Annotated in this window: 16 protein-coding genes and 2 pseudogenes; 3 read left to right on the top strand and 15 right to left on the bottom strand. The window is 60.6% G+C overall.

The window, feature by feature from the left end; genetic code table 11:
• Positions 1-269: 269 nt before the first annotated feature.
• The 6 genes and pseudogenes from AWB69_RS01525 to AWB69_RS01505 all read right to left on the bottom strand — a co-directional run bounded on the left by AWB69_RS01525 (position 270) and on the right by AWB69_RS01505 (position 3,881).
• Entirely contained in the window at positions 270-869 is a 600-nt protein-coding gene (locus AWB69_RS01525; protein ID WP_062081303.1) for a 3'-5' exonuclease, read from the bottom strand.
• A 136-nt stretch (positions 870-1,005) separates the two neighbouring features.
• Positions 1,006-1,239 (bottom strand): hypothetical protein, encoded by a 234-nt coding sequence (locus tag AWB69_RS01520; RefSeq protein WP_062081301.1) that lies wholly within the window; start codon positions 1,237-1,239, stop codon positions 1,006-1,008.
• 17 nt (positions 1,240-1,256) lie between these two features.
• A pseudogene (locus tag AWB69_RS01515) lies at positions 1,257-1,487 on the bottom strand (hypothetical protein); the annotation flags it as partial.
• An 80-nt stretch (positions 1,488-1,567) separates the two neighbouring features.
• A pseudogene (locus AWB69_RS50685) lies at positions 1,568-1,933 on the bottom strand (ImmA/IrrE family metallo-endopeptidase); the annotation flags it as partial.
• Positions 1,934-1,965: 32 nt separating this feature from the next.
• On the bottom strand, positions 1,966-2,907 hold the full coding sequence (locus tag AWB69_RS01510; protein ID WP_062081297.1) for an AAA family ATPase: 942 nt from the start codon (positions 2,905-2,907) through the stop codon (positions 1,966-1,968).
• Positions 2,908-3,176: 269 nt separating this feature from the next.
• Positions 3,177-3,881: an RNA polymerase sigma factor gene (locus AWB69_RS01505; RefSeq protein WP_062081295.1), complete on the bottom strand. Its 705-nt coding sequence runs from the start codon at positions 3,879-3,881 to the stop codon at positions 3,177-3,179.
• A gap of 197 nt (positions 3,882-4,078) precedes the next feature.
• Between AWB69_RS01505 and AWB69_RS01500 the strand changes: the two genes are divergently transcribed.
• Entirely contained in the window at positions 4,079-5,908 is a 1,830-nt protein-coding gene (locus AWB69_RS01500) for a type IV secretion system DNA-binding domain-containing protein (RefSeq protein ID WP_231936941.1), read from the top strand.
• A 654-nt stretch (positions 5,909-6,562) separates the two neighbouring features.
• Here the strand turns inward: AWB69_RS01500 and AWB69_RS01490 are convergent.
• The 6 genes from AWB69_RS01490 to AWB69_RS01465 all read right to left on the bottom strand — a co-directional run bounded on the left by AWB69_RS01490 (position 6,563) and on the right by AWB69_RS01465 (position 11,125).
• Positions 6,563-6,955, bottom strand: a complete 393-nt coding sequence (locus AWB69_RS01490) for a hypothetical protein (RefSeq protein ID WP_062081289.1) — start codon at positions 6,953-6,955, stop codon at positions 6,563-6,565.
• A gap of 75 nt (positions 6,956-7,030) precedes the next feature.
• Entirely contained in the window at positions 7,031-8,104 is a 1,074-nt protein-coding gene (locus tag AWB69_RS01485) for a hypothetical protein (protein ID WP_062081287.1), read from the bottom strand.
• Between the two features lie 155 nt (positions 8,105-8,259).
• On the bottom strand, positions 8,260-8,622 hold the full coding sequence (locus tag AWB69_RS01480) for a hypothetical protein (RefSeq protein WP_062081285.1): 363 nt from the start codon (positions 8,620-8,622) through the stop codon (positions 8,260-8,262).
• A gap of 116 nt (positions 8,623-8,738) precedes the next feature.
• On the bottom strand, positions 8,739-9,137 hold the full coding sequence (locus tag AWB69_RS01475) for a hypothetical protein (RefSeq protein WP_062081282.1): 399 nt from the start codon (positions 9,135-9,137) through the stop codon (positions 8,739-8,741).
• 107 nt (positions 9,138-9,244) lie between these two features.
• Positions 9,245-9,958 carry a hypothetical protein gene (locus AWB69_RS01470; protein WP_156528699.1) on the bottom strand — a complete coding sequence of 238 codons (714 nt, stop codon included), beginning with the start codon at positions 9,956-9,958 and terminating at the stop codon, positions 9,245-9,247.
• Positions 9,959-9,982: 24 nt separating this feature from the next.
• Positions 9,983-11,125, bottom strand: coding sequence for a CAP domain-containing protein (locus tag AWB69_RS01465; RefSeq protein ID WP_062081371.1), 1,143 nt, complete (start codon positions 11,123-11,125; stop codon positions 9,983-9,985).
• 175 nt (positions 11,126-11,300) lie between these two features.
• Here AWB69_RS01465 and AWB69_RS01460 point away from each other — a divergent pair, with 175 nt between their 5' ends.
• Both AWB69_RS01460 and AWB69_RS01455 read left to right on the top strand, forming a co-directional pair.
• Positions 11,301-11,765: a helix-turn-helix transcriptional regulator gene (locus AWB69_RS01460; RefSeq protein ID WP_062081278.1), complete on the top strand. Its 465-nt coding sequence runs from the start codon at positions 11,301-11,303 to the stop codon at positions 11,763-11,765.
• Between the two features lie 352 nt (positions 11,766-12,117).
• A complete protein-coding gene (locus tag AWB69_RS01455; RefSeq protein WP_062081275.1) occupies positions 12,118-13,155 on the top strand; it encodes a helix-turn-helix domain-containing protein in 1,038 nt (345 codons plus the stop codon).
• Positions 13,156-13,300: 145 nt separating this feature from the next.
• On the opposite strand, the gene AWB69_RS50680 is transcribed toward AWB69_RS01455, so the two are convergent.
• From AWB69_RS50680 to AWB69_RS01445, 3 genes are all read right to left on the bottom strand, one after another.
• Positions 13,301-13,462, bottom strand: a complete 162-nt coding sequence (locus AWB69_RS50680) for an HNH endonuclease (RefSeq protein ID WP_407923000.1) — start codon at positions 13,460-13,462, stop codon at positions 13,301-13,303.
• A gap of 364 nt (positions 13,463-13,826) precedes the next feature.
• Complete coding sequence (locus tag AWB69_RS47440; RefSeq protein ID WP_156528698.1) at positions 13,827-13,985, bottom strand: hypothetical protein; 159 nt, start codon at positions 13,983-13,985, stop codon at positions 13,827-13,829.
• Positions 13,986-14,007: 22 nt separating this feature from the next.
• Positions 14,008-15,717 (bottom strand): TIGR04141 family sporadically distributed protein, encoded by a 1,710-nt coding sequence (locus tag AWB69_RS01445; RefSeq protein ID WP_063977730.1) that lies wholly within the window; start codon positions 15,715-15,717, stop codon positions 14,008-14,010.
• Positions 15,718-15,732: the final 15 nt, after the last annotated feature.

Here is a 15,732-nt window from a genome sequence, read left to right as displayed (position 1 = left end):
GGCCGCCTTCGGTTTGCGTGGCATACATGCTCCTTTGCGACATGTTATGCCTTACACACAAAATTTTGGACAGGCTCGGGGGTGGCGGGACTAGATGGTTAGGTGACAAAAGCCGCGGTTTCCTGCGCTGCTCTTCGAAGGAAACCGCGACTTTTGCGCAAATGTTGCTGCTCCCCAGTTTGAAGATCGGATGTCGCCGGCTTAAACGAAAACCCGCTGACACAAAATCCGAGACACCGCCTCGCGGGCATCGTGCTGTCGCGAAAACACTACCGTAATAAGTGCAGGCGAGGCCGAGAGAGGAGGGGGGAAGGAATATCCGATGAAGCTTGCGCGATGTCCTGCATGTCTTCCAGAAACTCCGACCCGGGCTCGACGCCCGTGACGAGCAACCGATCACGGGCCCGCGTGCACGCTACATACAGCAGATGCCGCTCTGTGTCGTAGACCTCTTTCAGGTCAGCCTTGTCGGCCACGGATTCGACACGCTCCTGCAGCGGCAAAACGTCATCGTCACAGGCCATTACTGCAACAGCCTGGAATTCCAGCCCCTTGGCTAAGTGCATCGTGCAGATGTTTAGCGCGTCGGGCGCTGCTCCAGGCATCGCGGTGATCGCGGCCAGTCTGCCATCCAGTACCGTATACCCCAAGGCTGCACGATTGGCAGCGGCCTGCGCACGCCCTACCAGAGCATCCGAGCGCACAAAGAGGCCGATACCGCGCGCAGACATGCCTTCTGCGATCCGCGCTCGCAACCAATCCGCCACGGCGCAGATCTCCTGCTCTTCATCGCCGAAGAGACCGATCACGGGCTCCGGGCCATTGAACACCGACACGGCACCACGCCGATCCTCGGTGTTGCCGTCCACGTCTGACACTTCCGGCCCCAGCAGACGATCGGCTTGGACGCGAATCTGATGGGAAGTGCTCCTCGCCGGTCAGCCGGGCAAGGCTGTCGGTGAAAGTGTCGGCGATGCGAAAGTCCATACGGTTACCTTCTTTCGATTAGTCGATAGGCCGGATTTTCACAGCATTCTTCGCAAAAGCCACGGAGCGCGCCTTGACTTCGACGAACCCGGATTCGGAGTGAGAACGGGTCAACTTCTTTGTGATCCTCGTTCCCGGTTGCGCAAACGCTGATTTCTTGCGTTCATAGGAACTCTGGGACGGACTGATGTTTAGCGTCCCAGAAAACGACGTCAGTTGCGCAACGTTTAGCGAAGTCGGATCGACGAACATGAATTGCTCCTTGGCCTTTATGCTTCGATCCGGAACACCTTCATGACCTCATCCCCCAGGTGATTGATTACCTTCACCGCGATGCGTCCTGACTTCGGCTTGTCGAACGGTCGCGATATGTCGCTGTTCAGCGTAGCCCATGCGTCCTCGTCGATCTCAGCCTTGAGGGTGGTCCTAAGGGATTTGTACGGATCGTTCGCGCCCAGAAAGTAGGCGTGTCGGACAAAGAAGCTTTCTTCGTTGTAGTCGCCCACGCTTCTCGTTCTCGCTGATAAAACGCAAAAAACTCCTCCCAACTTACAAGCTTAAGCTCAGTAGCGCGTCGAGCTATTACAACGCCGCTGACCTTGAAGACACGTGTGAGATCTCGGACTTGTGTGGAGAAGTCAATATCCCCCTTCCAGCGGGTGCGAAGCTCAGAGGCCGGAACCAAGAACTCGGCAGCAGTAGCGTTGCAAATCTTTTCCACATCGGCATCGCGATGATGCGTATCTCCAAGCCTCTCATTAGAGACGCCGCTGGCACCTAACCAAATATGGGCTAACTCATGAATCAGAGTGAAGATCTGTGCAGCGCGCGCGTCTTTGCCGTTGATAAAAATGACGGGGGCATAGGGATCTGCGACAACGAAGCCTCGAAATTCATCAACCGAAAGCGGCCTATGGGTGTTATTTCCCACTATTCCGGACCGCATGACTAGAATTCCCACCGCTTCGATCCGATCGATCAGGAATCGCAGGTAGCTTTCCCAGTTTTTTGCGTCAATTGCGTTTTGAACTGAAGAAGATCTTTTGAGAAATGAGCGTGCAGCGCGTCCACGCGTTGTCGGGTCAATTCGCTTCCGCAGAATTCGCACGTTTCGGCGGCTTCGTGCAAATGCAGTCCCTGTTCGACCCAATTCGCCACGGTTGGATGGTCGCGCAAATATTCGATGGTGCTGGATAGCTGCGGCACCTTGCTCAGAAGGGGCTTGCATTGCGCCAGCGCGCGGAGAACGGTCGGTTGCAGGCGCACCCGCGGCACAGGGTCCAGCTTGTCCTTGTCGGATGCCAGCGCTTGTTTCAAGCATGTCGACAACTCTTCGTCCCGCAGCTGCGCGCCAGGCGCAGAGCTGGCGTCCAAGCCAGCCAATAGCGCATTAAGATGCGTGGCGGTGAAAGCTTCGACCAAGGATAGGTTGACCTTGATACGTTTCGCCTCCGCGGTCCTATCGGCGTTCATTCGTTGTTCAGCGGCTTCCGCGAACTTTCGATGTTTCGCATAGGCGGTTCGGCAACGAGCAATGAGTTCGGAGTTTGCGGCGATTGTTTTCTGCGCTTCAATGGTGTCCTCACCCAGCAGCAAAATAGGGTGAAAAGTCGCGCCATCCCAGCTAATGTTTTTCTCAATGAACTCCGAGTTAAAAACTCGCGCGGTCCCTCCATAGTTGCCCAAATTGGATTGGTCGATTTGCGCGCCGTTTTCGTCGTTCATCGAGAACTGGGCTGCGGTGTAATCCGGATGAATCGACCTCGCCTCCAACGACTGGAACAACCTTGACAGTGTTGTTTTCCCCGAGTAATTCCAGCCGTAAATGATGTTGATTGCCTGGAAGTCGTTGTGTGCCGCTGGCTTTGTGTAGTCTTCAAACACCCCGAATTTTTTGATTCTCGCTATGTTCTTTATCAAGGTGTCTCTCTCAGTCGATTGTTTTATTAGGTGGCGTTCTTCGCGGCGTTGGCCGCCCGAATAGCCTTGGTCGCGAATTGCGGCAGAGAAAGTTTATGCCGTCGCGGCCAAAGGAAGCGGTCCGATAAGCGAGGGAATTCGGCCTCAATTCCGCGCACGGCTAGTCATTCATTCCGCCTGCGAGAGCGGCGGCAGGATGGCTAAAAGCGGGCATGCCGATCAAGGCATGCCCGCTAGCTAGCGAACAGGATTTGCCCCGCTAGGCCTGATCACATTCTTCGTCGGGCCGGACGTGGCTTAGGGGTGCGCGAACTTATATTTGGTGTTTGATCCACTTGCTCCGGGTTGCGGCCACATTGGGCGGAGGCGCTGTTTCGCGCTGCTCCGCGAGCGTTTCGTTCCGACAAAACCCGATCCGTCGCGTCTCGAAGCGTGCGGGCGGCTCGGTGGCGAGCCGAATCGAACGTGCGCGCGCTCATCGTCCACTGCTCGCGAATCTCGCGGGGAGCCATTCCTTGCAGAAGCCCGTCGATGACGTTGTTGGCAGGGGCATCGTCTTCGCCGAGCGATTTGCGCGCCAAATTGACCGCTTCCGCGGCCGCCCGCAACTGTTGCATGAGGCCGAGCATTTCTTCAGGGGACAACGAGGGCGCGTTGGGCACAATGTCCGACGGGGCGTCCTCGTCGTCAATGGACCGCGAGCGGCTCAACTCTTGGCCGTTTCGGTTTCGGTCGCTCTCCGCGATCGAGCGCATCGCCAAACACATGAAGACGACGAACGAGGCGCGAAGGGGCCATTGGCGCGAACCTTCAAGCGCCCGCGTTAGAGCTTCTTGCACAAGGTCCGCTGGCTCGGCGAATGAAGTGCCGTGTATATAACGCGCGGCATAGCCTTCGAGCACGCCGAGGCGGCCGTCGCGGTGGAGCTTATAAAAGGCAAAGCAAATTTCTAGGTTTGTCGCAATAGGATCCATGAAGCCTCAGAGAACGGGAGCGTTGGGCCGTCCAGCGTGCGTGTCACGCCGTGCGGGTCTGCTCTTTGGGGCGGCAGAATCACTAAATCGGGAGGAATTGCCAACTGGCGCCGACGTGCGGCTTTTATTGCCAATCGTCTGCGCAGTGTCCAAATCTGCACTGAGCGCCGCCCTTGCTCTTTTTGGCGGAGGCGGAAATGGGAGAAATTGGCGGCGGGAAACGGGCGTGGGTCGCTCCATCGATCAAAACCCGAGACGTCGGAGGGTGGGCGCGGGCAAGCGCGATGGCCGGCGCCATCGCGGGCGCCATGACTCTCTGGGCTTTGTGGAGGCCTCTCCCGTGGCTTCCCATTCCCGACGGCGCGCTGTCAACCCATGCGTCTTATTGGGCGAAACTGGCCGCGCACTGGGCCGCGCCAGGGATTTTCGAGGAAGCTTCCCGTCGCTATTCAACCTTCTGGGAGGCGATCGGAGACAGCGGACGCGGGCAGATCGAGTGGCGGGCAGCGTGCGCGCTCGGAATGTTCACCGCTCCCTTTGCGCTGTTCGCCAAGGGCTGGTTGACGCCGCAAAATGGCTTGACGCTTTTGCGCGGCGGCGAAAGACATGAAGGGGAGGACGCGGCGAGGGCGCTTCGAAAGAAGTTTGCGAAGGCTTCCCGAGAAAATCCGGATCATGAGATCGCCCCCGGCATTCCTTGGCCGGCGGAGATGTGGACGAGGCACGCCTTTCTTGTGGGGGGCGTGGGCTCCGGCAAATCGACCGTCATGCGCCCGCTCATCAAGAAAATCGTCGACTCGGGCGAGCAAGCGTTGATTTTCGACCCAAAAAGCGAATTCACCGCGCGCTTTCCGCAACCGTCAATTGTGGCGCCGTGGGACCGGCGCAGCGTGGCGTGGGATATAGCCAAAGACATGCGCAATCTGTTGGACATGCGCCGGTTTGCTGCCGCGATCATTGGTGAAAGCCACGACCCGATGTGGTCGAACGCGTCTCGCCAACTGCTCGTCGGCCTTCTCGCGCATTTGAACGCGACGATGGGCGAGGACTGGGGCTGGGCCGATCTGGCCAAGTTGGTCGCGTTGCCGCAAGAACCCATGCTGGCGATCATGAAGGCGCGGCATCCGGAAGCGGTCCGCGCGGTCGAGCGAGCGTCCGCGACGTCGACCGGGGTGTTGATCAACCTATCAGCCTTCTGTTCGTCGATTTTTGATTTGGCGAGCGCATGGGGAGATGCGCCGAAGGACCGACGGATCAGCATGGTCGAGTGGACGGAGGGCCGTTCGAGCCACAAGCAACTGATCCTCCAAGGCCACGGGGCCTACGAGGAACTTACGAAAAGCTACGTGTCGGCGATGGTCGGGGTCTTCGCGGCGCTCGTGAACAGTGTCGAAATGGAGGACGACGACAGCCGCAAGGTTTGGTTTTTGGCGGACGAGTTCGCGCAGATGGGCAAGCTTCCCGTGCGCCCCTTGTTCGAAGTCGGGCGTTCGCGCGGGGTGCGATGTGTCGTGGCGTGCCAAGACTTCGCCCAGCTCGACGAGCTCTATGGAGAGAAGGCCGTGCAAGCGATGATCGCGATGTGCGGCGTCTTGATCATTGGCCAGACTATGCCCGGCGAGACGGCGGAATCCCTTTGCCGCGCGCTCGGCTCGCGCGAATATGAACGGCGGAACGTGTCGGTCTCTCGCACCGGCGCGGGCGAGTCCGCCAGCGTCTCGTATTCTCGCGAGGTCGTGCCGCTTTACAGCCCCTTCGAACTAGCGCGCCTTGGCCGAACCCGGGATCGCAAAGGCGTGAAGATGATCGTGTTCACGCACGGCGATGCTCACGAGTTGGTGTGGCCGCTCGTGGCGTATCCGCGGCGACGCCGCCCGTTCAAGCCCGCGAAATGGACGTTGCGAACGCCGCAGGACGTGGTGGGCGCGCAGTCGGCGACCGAGCCGGACGCCACTGGCGTCGCTCTGGCGCAAGAGCATACCGATGCGCTGCTGGCGGAGCCAGGCGACACGGCCGATCAACGATAATGAAGAGAAAAACATCCGAGATCGACGCGAACGCCGCCCTTTGCATGAGGGCTCGTCGGAGCTCAACGACGGAGGCGGCATGATTGAAAAGGTCAAAGCGAATTGTGTGGACGAAGCGGCGTCGCAAGGCGACGTCCATGGCGCGCATTGGGAGAACTGGCCTGGCGTCTGGCAGGCGGAAGATTCGTGGGGCGAGCCCCCGGAAACGATAGAGTTTGGCGACTTTGATGAAATGACTGAGGAGCGTTCGGATTATTGGAGGGCAGTGGCGAAGCAGCGAAAGAAAGATCGGCGCAAGGCGCGCTGGCGCGGGGCAGTGTCGGCGACTCGCCTCCTTGCGGCCACGATGCGACGGAAAGCGCGATGGGCCAAGGTTCTGCTGAAGAGGCGCTTGCGCAGGTTCGCCCGACAAGGACGACGGCGGCATGCCGCATGAGGAGGGCGTACGCCTTATTGCGATGTGTCGGTTTTCAATCGCCAAAGGCCGACGAACCTCTGAATCAACCGCAACCGTCGTCTTTTGATCCGGGGTGAGCTTCTTCGGGGGCGGGCTAGGTGATCTCGGTGCCGCATGTGTGATCGAGCGGCTTGCCAAACGAACCATAAGCAAGCCGTTTCTCTCGAGCTCAATGCGCTGCGCGAATCGAACTCGACTCAGGCAACGGCTTTGGACGAATGAGCGTCAGCCGCGAACAAGTGCCCTAGCCGTCCGCCGACGACGAAGAGGCAAACGAAGAGGTTCAGTCCAACTTCGAGAACCCAGCCTGTCCCGAACCCCATATGCCAGGTTTCAGCGATCGCGGGAAAAGCGAAGCCGAACATGCAAAGAGCCGCGCCCGCGAACAGCCAGGCGAAATCTTTGCCCATCCGAGCGCTCCGCCCGTAGATCGTCGTCCCGAACCAGAGGACGAGTCCAGTCCCGAAGACAAGGTTCAAGATGGGGATAGACGTGAACACCAGGAAAGACCAGATGGCGGCGGCTTTGCCAAAGGCGCGGCCCCGCTTTGCTTGCGTTTCGTCGCTTGCGAGTTTCGATTGCGTTGACATGTTTGTATCCAATGAATGATGTTGTCGAGGGGCCGCTCGCGAGAGCGTCCGTTCACTGCGAAATGGGGAAGGGAGTCATTGGATATCCGCGATGGTTCCTCCGGCTTCATCGGTGACATGGGCGGCGACGACCTTCGCGACGATGTCTTTGCGTGCCGCGTAGCTCACCGCGTCAGCCGCCTTGACATACAAATCGACATTCACGCTCAGCCGGTCTCGGCCGCTCGCGCTGACCTTCGACTCCAACGAGCGCGCTTGGCCTTCGTTCGCGGGGACGATCGAACTGAAGCGCGCGTCGCCGCGGGGCACGATCGCATAGTCGGAGCTGTCGTTCATGCTGAGCCGGGAGTTGCCGTCGACGCCCAAGCCAAGCAGCGGGAACGATTTGGTCTGCGCGTTGTAATGGCCGAGCGAAGCCATCAGCCGGACTTTGAAATAAGGAAAGGCGGCTTCGGTTTTTTGCTGGGCCCCGTATCGAGGGGTGAGGCTTTTGAGGAGGTCCTCGCGCTTGAAAGCGTCGCTCGTGTTCTGGTAATCCGTGTCGAATGAATGGGCGAGGTCCGCAGCCGGCAACGGGGCCTTGGCGTAAAAGTAATAAAGGACGGCGATTTGCGAGCCGCTCTGCAAGTCCGCGTAGCTGGCGAGCGGGATCGACTTGTCGATCGTCGCCGAGGCCAAGTCGGCGGTGCAGGGGCCAATTGGAAGAGACTTGTTGACCGCGGTCTCCATTATTTCCTGCGCCTTCTGCGCGCTTGTCGCATCGACCGACTCTTGAGTCGCCGAGATTTTTTTCATGCCAATTTGAGGCCGGTCGACTGGGTGCGCATCGGTGCCCAGCTGCGCGTCGTCCGAAAACGAGAACAGGCAAACGTAAGTGGTCTTCGGGCCAGAGTCTTGGGCCATCGCGGCCTTTGCGGCCGAGTCGTTCCATTCGCGCGGCAAGGGGTATGCGCTCGGCGCCGCGGTGGCCGCGGCCGATGAATCAGTCGGAGTTTCGACGGTCTTTTTGCCGCAGCCGCCCAGCGCGGCGACGGCCACGCAAGCGCCTGCCAGCGCCGTGATCCACGGCGCGCCGGGAGAAATTTCGGCTTTTGCCCGGCCAGCGATTGAAGGCGTTGGCGCGGGATGGTTGTGATGTTTTGGGCTCATTGTGGTTTTATGATTCTGGTTTTCGCTCGCGCTCCTCGGCGCGCGCCGCGCCGGCCCATGGCGTTCAAGGCGCGGCGAGGCATAGCGGATTGTCAAAGCAAAGGCGATCGCCGAAGGGCGTCGCCGGCGAGTCAGGCGCTGTCGCCGCAGCCCCCTTAAAGATGAAAGTGGCCGGAAGAGCGAGGGTTGCACCCGCACAGCCGGTTCATGCCGCGCTCGTCAAACGAGACGACCGTGGTTTGCGCGGTGATGCCGTTCTCCAACAGATACTTTCGCGACACGGGCCTGACCCATTGCTCGCGCGTCTCGGCGTTCGTCTCTTCGAGCAGGACTTCGTCAGCCCCGAGCTCGAAATGGCTGTGCAAGAGCGAGACGCCAAAGCGGGCGGTCTGGCCGTGCTTCAACAGCACTTGGCGAATCTCTTCCAGGCATTGCGCGTCGCCGTCGCCGATGGGCGCGACGTCCGCGATGTGGTCAAGCGAGTTCCATTGCATTGCGGCGACATTCAATCGAGTCATTTCACTGCTCCTTGCTATTGAGGCCAAGACGAGCGAGGGTCGTCGCCTTGACGATTGGCCGACGGCCAAGGGGATAATTGAGAGGCTGCGGGTAGGCTGAGCGCTTTGGCCGGCCATCAACCCTTCCCGGCTTCGGCCGCAATCCAGCCGTCCGGCCCTTTGAGCATGCGCAGTTGCATCGCCCCCGCTTTGCCCGCGATGTCGCACAAATAGGATTTTTCGCCGTCCGACTTGCATCCGACCAACTTCAATTGCGAAATGCCGTTTCGTTGTTCGTCGGCCAAGCTGTCCATGAAAGCGTTCTTGCCGGCGATCTGCCTTGTTTGCTCTTGGCTGGCGTCCAGTTGCTTTATCAAGGCCGCTCGCACGTCGCTTTCGCTGGGCGAGCCACCGCATGCCGCGAGTGACAGGGCGGCGATCAGCGCGATGGACGTGGTTCGCGAGGAAATCGCGAGCAAACGGACCTTGGCGGCTTGGAAGTCGCGGGGATGCAGCGCGTTTGAAACACGGTTCATCGTAAAAGCCCTCTTTCGATCAATGAGTTGATGTCTTGTCCGGTCAGCGGTTTTCGCCGCCCTGGACGCCCGAGTCCATGCGGAGCCGGGCGAAATAAATGATTGGGTCAGGGCGCCGCCGGGCGCCAGCGCGTCAGTTCGACATGCGTGGTCGTCGCCGGCCCTTTGACGGGGATGTCTTGGTAATCGAGCCGCGCGATGCGCCCGACCGCCGGCGCATACCAATCCGTCTCATGCGTCACGCCGTGGCCGCCGTATTGGTCGTTTCCTGACCATGAGGTCTTCTGTTCGATCTTGAACGCGTCGAGCGGACCAACTGGCGTGTCGATGCGCTCGACGCCGACAACCTTGGCTTCGCGATCGCAATGCGAAATCCAGTTGCCGGATTTGTAGATATAGGAAGCTGACCAAGACTTCCCGACGGCCAAGGGAAATTGCAGCCTTCCGTCGCTTGGCTCGTAAGCGCCGCCTCCGCCGCTCGTGATGTTGCCGCTTGCGTCCAGAACCGTCGGCCCCGCGCGGCCGTCGCCGACGGCCAGGACGGCTTGGCCGCCAGCGACGCTGACGATCCGTTGCGTGAAGTTGTTGTTCCGGCGCGGCTCCAAGACGTTCGTGTATGCGAATTCCCACTCATCCCCCACGGCGAACGCCGGGGCCTGCGCTTGCGCCAAAGGCAGGGCTGCGGGCGGGGCCAACGCGGCCTGCGCCCAGGCTGACTCGCTGAGCGCCGCCAGCGCGAAGCTCGCGGCAATGTTTGCGAACCGTTTCATTGTCGTGTTCCTTTGCGGTAATGGATTGCCTAGGCAATGGCCGGCTTTCATGGACGGGGTTTCACTCATCGCGGGTCAGTTCAGGAAGCGACGCGCGGCGGCGTTGCCCGACCCGCCAGTCGTCGCCGCTTTCGCCGTCGCGGCCGATGCGGACTGTGTCGTGAACGACCAGCTCACGGCGAAAGCTTGGGGGTTCGGGATCGACGTGTTTGTCAGCGAGCCCGTCACCGCGACGTTGTAGGTCGTCGACGGATTGAGGGGCTTGAAGGGCACACACAGAGCAAGCCGCGTCGCCTCCGCGTTGTTGCTGTTGTCGACTTCCTGGCAAGGCACGGCCGCGCCTGTCGGGTCGGTGATCACGAACACAATGTTCGAGAACGCGGCGTTCCCTGCGCCGGAAAGGGTGACGGGATAGCCGACGGTCTGCCCCGAGTAGAGCTGGCCCGAGCCCGCGAGGGGGTCGGGCGATTCGATGTCCAGCCACGACGCCTTAGCGTTGGCTTGGCCGGGGTAGGGATAGGCGACGAGCTTGTCGTCGGGGACGACCGTTTTGTGGTCGGCGAAGTCGACGGTCAGGGCCGACCACTTTGCCGGATCCGCGGTCAGCGCCGCGCCGGGCCCGGCGAACACCCAGTCGTAAACCATGATCGCGCGGTGGAACGGCGCGTCGAACAACGCGTCGATCGGCTCGACGGACGTGGGGAAAGCGCCGGTTTGCCCCGCGACGATTTCCCCTGCGGAGTTTGTCGGATACAGCGCGTTGACTCGATCGGTGGGCGTCGCGCCCGTGAATCCGGGCGTCCCCGCGGTTTCGTAGTGCCCAGGCGCATTGTTCGTTTGAACGTAGAGCGAATGGTTCGCCGCGGCTTGGGCGACGGCGGATTGGAACGCGACCGGCGGCAACCCGAGCTGCGCGCGCTTGGCGTTCATGAAGCCCAACGAGTCATTGATGATGTCGCCCGTCGCGGCGTAATCGCTGACTGCGGCGCCAGGAGCCGCGAACAAAGAGATGGCGGCCGAGGCGGCCGGGGTTGAGCTGGCGCCCGAAGCCGGAGTCGCGGGCGTGGCGCCGGAAATCGGCGTTGCGGGCGCGGCGCTCGCGCCGGACGCGGGCGCCGCGGCTCCCGTCGTCGACGACGATCCGCCGCCCCCGCAGGCGGACAAAAAAACAGACGCAGTTGCGGCAGCGATGGCCGAGCGACGGATGGTCGATTTCATTGTTTTTGTTTCCTCGTGGCGCGCGACGGCCTGCCGCTCAAACGGCGGCGATGACGTCATGCGTTATTAAAGTGATGTTTTACGTCTATATCGTAACGTCAGACGTCAATTCTTGTGTCACGGTTCGCGCGAAAATATCCACTCGCGTCGTAAAAATGTGACGCAGGGAGACAGCATGAAAGCCGCAGGCGCGCCCCCCGATGATTTGATTCGGAAAGTCGGCGCCGCAATCGCAGCCCAGCGCAAAGCCGCGGGGTTCACGCAATTGAGAGTCGCCAACGAGATCGAGGTGGAGAAGGAAACGATTTCTAGGATTGAAAACGGCGTCATCGCGCCCAGCCTTCATAGGCTCGGGCAATTCGCCAAGCTTTTCTCTTGCCCGCTCAGTGCTCTTCTGGGTGATTACCGCGGGAGCTCGGGCGAAGACGCTGGCGCCATCGCCGCCCAAATCGGGGACCTCCCGCGAGACGACCGCCGCGCGATCTTGCGGATCGTCGAGGACATCGCGTCCATCGCCCGTGAACGAGAGACGCTTAGGGCGCGCCTGGATGCCGCAGGTCGGCGCGAGAGTGAGCGCGCGCAACTCGAAGCGATTGCGTCTGCCGCGCGAGAGCGTCCGCGTTCGCGCAAAAAGCCGTGAGCCCCGACGCGACGTCGGCATGGTTGTGAGCCCCGGTCGGCCAGCGACACGGGCAATCCGGCGCGCGTCCGGCAGCCTGCCGGGCAATCCCCCGGACAGGTCTTTCTCGTGGTTAAGCATTTCTCTTCCCCTCTTGGCCTTTAGATAAGCCACGGCGGATCAATGCCGTGTTTCATGTCCTTAATCATCGGCACGACGGCCCGCATCCTTCCGGCGAAAAATCCGGGGAACATTGACGATTCGTCCTGAGGGTGTGTTTTTTTGCCGATTCACGGCTTTGGCAAGAGAACTCAGCCTGCGCCGGGTCACATACGCGGCTACTATTCGGAAAAATCCAGCGCCGAAAAAAACCATGCCGCAGCACATTCGTTTCGAGAGCACGTATTTCAAAGAAGACGATGCCGAAGAGATTTGGCGAGAAGCGCTGAGGCCGATGTATGACGTGAAGCGGCCAAAGGACATTTCTTTCGCGGCCAGCGTCGACACGTGGGACCTGGGGCCCATGTTGCTCACGCGCCATGCCGCTCAGGGAGAGGTGCAATTCCACCGCACGCGTCGCAAAATCGCCCTGTCCGGCATAAATCAGTATCTGGTGCATTGCTTGGTCGGCGGGCAGCTAACGTCTGAATTTGCAGAGGGCCAGCAGCGCGTCCCGTTGAATTCCGTCGCCATTCGGGACCTCGCGGTCGAAAACATCGGATTCGCCATCGATGCGCCGATGATCACGCTGAGCGTCGCGCGCTCCGCGCTCGATCGACGGCTGCCGCAGGGTTCGCAAATTCATGGCGCGAGTTGGGCGGCTGATGACGCGATCGGAGAGCTGTTCGCGGCTCACATGCACGCCCTCGCGCGACTTGCTGCGACGATGACCGAAGAGCAGATGCCGATCATCGTCAATGGAACACTGGACTTGTTGGCCGCGTGCCTGTTGCCAAAAGCCCAAGAGCGGGTTGCGCAGGGAGACCCTCGCCTGGCCCCAATGCTTCGAGCGCAAGCGGCCTCTTACATCGAGCAGCATCTGTTGGATCCAGATTTAGGGCCTGCCGCGCTTTGCAAAGCATTGGGGATATCGCGCACCGCGCTTTACGAGTTGTTCGCCGAATCGGGCGAGTCGGGCGGAGTGGCCAAACGAATTAAAGACCAGCGCCTGGACGAAGCGCTGAGGCGATTGACTTCGCCTAAACATGCGCGCCAGCGAGTCGCGGAGGTGGCCTATTCAGTGGGGTTCGCGAGCGATTCGACGTTCAGCCGGGCCTTCAAAGAGCGCTTCGGATGCACGCCCAACGAAGCGAGGGGCGAGTTGTTCGTCAAGCTGGCTGGCGCGATCGAAAAAATGCCGGATGATCTAGTGGAGCAGCATCAGCGCACAATCAGGGGGCTGAGCGGATAAAAACCCGAGAAAGCCCTTGCGCGAAGCCGAGAGCGGCGCAAATCAAGGAAGGCAACTGGTGAGCAAGGCCCTTGCGGAGCGGGAGGCCCCGAGATGCATCCAGCGCAAGCGCCACGCCTTTGCGATCGGTTTCGGCGCGCCGCGCTCAAACCCTATCCTCGCCGTCCTTCGGATTTTGACTCGGGCGCGTCAACTTTGATTGTCGAGCAGGCGCGCTGTGCCGCCAAGGCTTCGCGTGCGATGCGCGCAGAGCCTCTGGGACCGCGCAGCCCGAGACTGCGCACTGGTGCCCCCATAGGGCGAGCATCTTGGCCTTCTATGTCCCTTGGCCAAGCCTTGCTTTCGCGAGCGTCATGCGATCGGTGACTGCGAGTCCGGGCTCGTTTTGAATCTGCGCGATGTCCTCTTGTCCGTCTCGACCGACGGCAATGAGGCCAGGTAGTCGGAGACGGAGGCCGAGCCGATGATCTTCGCTCGCCACGAACCGGTGGGCTCTTTTGAGATGTCGCCGAGAGCCAGCAGATTGTCGCGATCGAAATCGCTGATCGAGCTCGACGCCATTCCGGGCGGAGGAGCGTCGCGGTCGCAAACCACGCCGAATGCCCGCGCCCCGCCTTCAATGAAGCTCAGGTGCTGCGCTCGCTCGTTTTGCCCAGCGTCTTGCGGGCGGCCTACGTAAAAACCTCAATGTCGCCGTGCTCGGGGCGAATGCGATCGCGCCACAAGCGCAACGCCACCACTCCGGTGTCGGGGTTGTGCGCGCCCCAGGACCAGCGGATGTTGCGGAGCGGAGCGTGGAAAACGTCGGCGAAGAAAGAACTGATGCTCATGTCGTGGGGCGTGCCTTGTCAGTCAGTGCGCGGGCGGCGGGCTGTGCGGTGGCGCGCCGCGCCCCTTGCGTTTGGCAGGCGATGCCATCGCGGCGGAAGACGGCGCGAACGCCGCGTCTGCGGGCTTGTAGCTCGCCGTTTTGAGGAACTCCGGGTCAACGTCGATTTTCGCCAGCGCGACACCGAAGCCTAGAGCCCTGAGCGTCATCACCGCGTTTTTCAGCGTGACTTTGGAGAAGAATGGCAACTCGGCGGGCAGCGTCTTGACGGTGGCGATAGCGTAGACCACTCGATACTTCTCGGCCGCAGGGCGGACGAGCGGATCAATGAGTTTGATTCCGGCGGGCAATTTCTCGTTGAGCTTGACCCTGAAATCCTGATGCTTGACGAACGTCTCCGCAGAGACGCTGCCTTGCGCAAACAAATGGCTGAGGGTCGCCGAGCTGCGATAGAACTTCACGTGGATCAATTCGTGGCCATCGCGAACTAGGTCGCAGAATTCGATTTTGTCGTAAGAGCCCCCGAACGAGATGTTCTTCTTGTCGAGCAGCTCATAGCCAGCGGTGTCGTGCGCGACGCTTTCGTTGTAGGCGCCCTCGCTGGGGTGCTTGTAGACCGGCATGTCCTGCTTGTCGATTTCGAGCGAAGAAAGGGTGATGTCAATCCGGCTGACGAAATCGTCGCTGACGGAATGCCAAGCGCCATTTCTGAGGATGAACGTCTTCCCGCCCATGGGCAGTTCGGCGTAGACGCAGCGATAGGCCGACCACCGCTTGATCGACTCGTAATTGGCGTCGTTGACGTGGACCGCCTGATCCTTGAACGATTCAGCGCTCGGCTTCACGCCGTGATCGGCCATGTGGTCGATCAATTGGCTCAACTGCAAGGTGGGATGCCTCGCGGTTCGCGCGCGCTGGTCGAACGAGTAGCCCGTCTGCGCTTCCCAGTCCACGATCTCGGGCTCTCCCAGCCAGACGTTCTCCCCTGGCGGGTCTGCTTGCAACAAGTCCGTGAGCATTAGGTCAAGGATTTCCAGCGTGTCGGGCTCTCGAACTCGATTCACGTTGTCGACCCATGAGAACCTTTCGGGCATCTTCGCTTTGTAGCGAGCAAGAGCCGCAGCCAATATCTTGGGCAGGTCATCCAGCCGAGCATCCGGCATGATCGTCAGCGCGTCACGGCCTGTCACATGTTCGCCGAACATCGGTTCGGTGGACGCGCCGGTGAGCGCGTAGACCATATCCATTTCAGTGTCGATGTGCAGGTCGAAAATGTCCGCGTCTTTTGGGCTCTGGTTTCTCGTGTTCAGCGGATTCGCCTCATAGCTCGCCTTGTCGAGGCTGCGCAGTTTGTCGGGAGCGATTGAGTTGAGCGTCACGCGCAGCCCAAAATCGCGCTCCATCAAATCCAAATTCAGGAGGTGGAAGCCCATGCCGAACGTGAGCGCGAAGGCCACGTCAGCATCGCGAAAAATCAGAACGGCGGCTTCAGAGCGGCTGCCGAGAAACAGATGCTCAGGAACATCCTGATTTTCGACGAGGAAAGTGGTCCACTCGGGGATCTTGGGCGGCGGTCCGTCTTTCACGTAAAGGCTCGCGCTGCCGGAAGAAATTTTAAGGTTGACCACCGGTTTCGTTCGGTCGGTTTTGACGATTTGCTCGTCGCGCAGTTTTGCGTCTTTGACCAAATAAATGGTAAGCCGCTCTTTCTTGGTCTGATGCTCTCTCATCATTAACCCCGCCAGCCG

The organism is Caballeronia udeis, from assembly GCF_001544555.2.
GTDB classification, from domain to species: domain Bacteria; phylum Pseudomonadota; class Gammaproteobacteria; order Burkholderiales; family Burkholderiaceae; genus Caballeronia; species Caballeronia udeis.
Note: the sequence above shows the minus strand (reverse complement) of the source record. Positions and strands in the feature narration are given on the sequence as shown.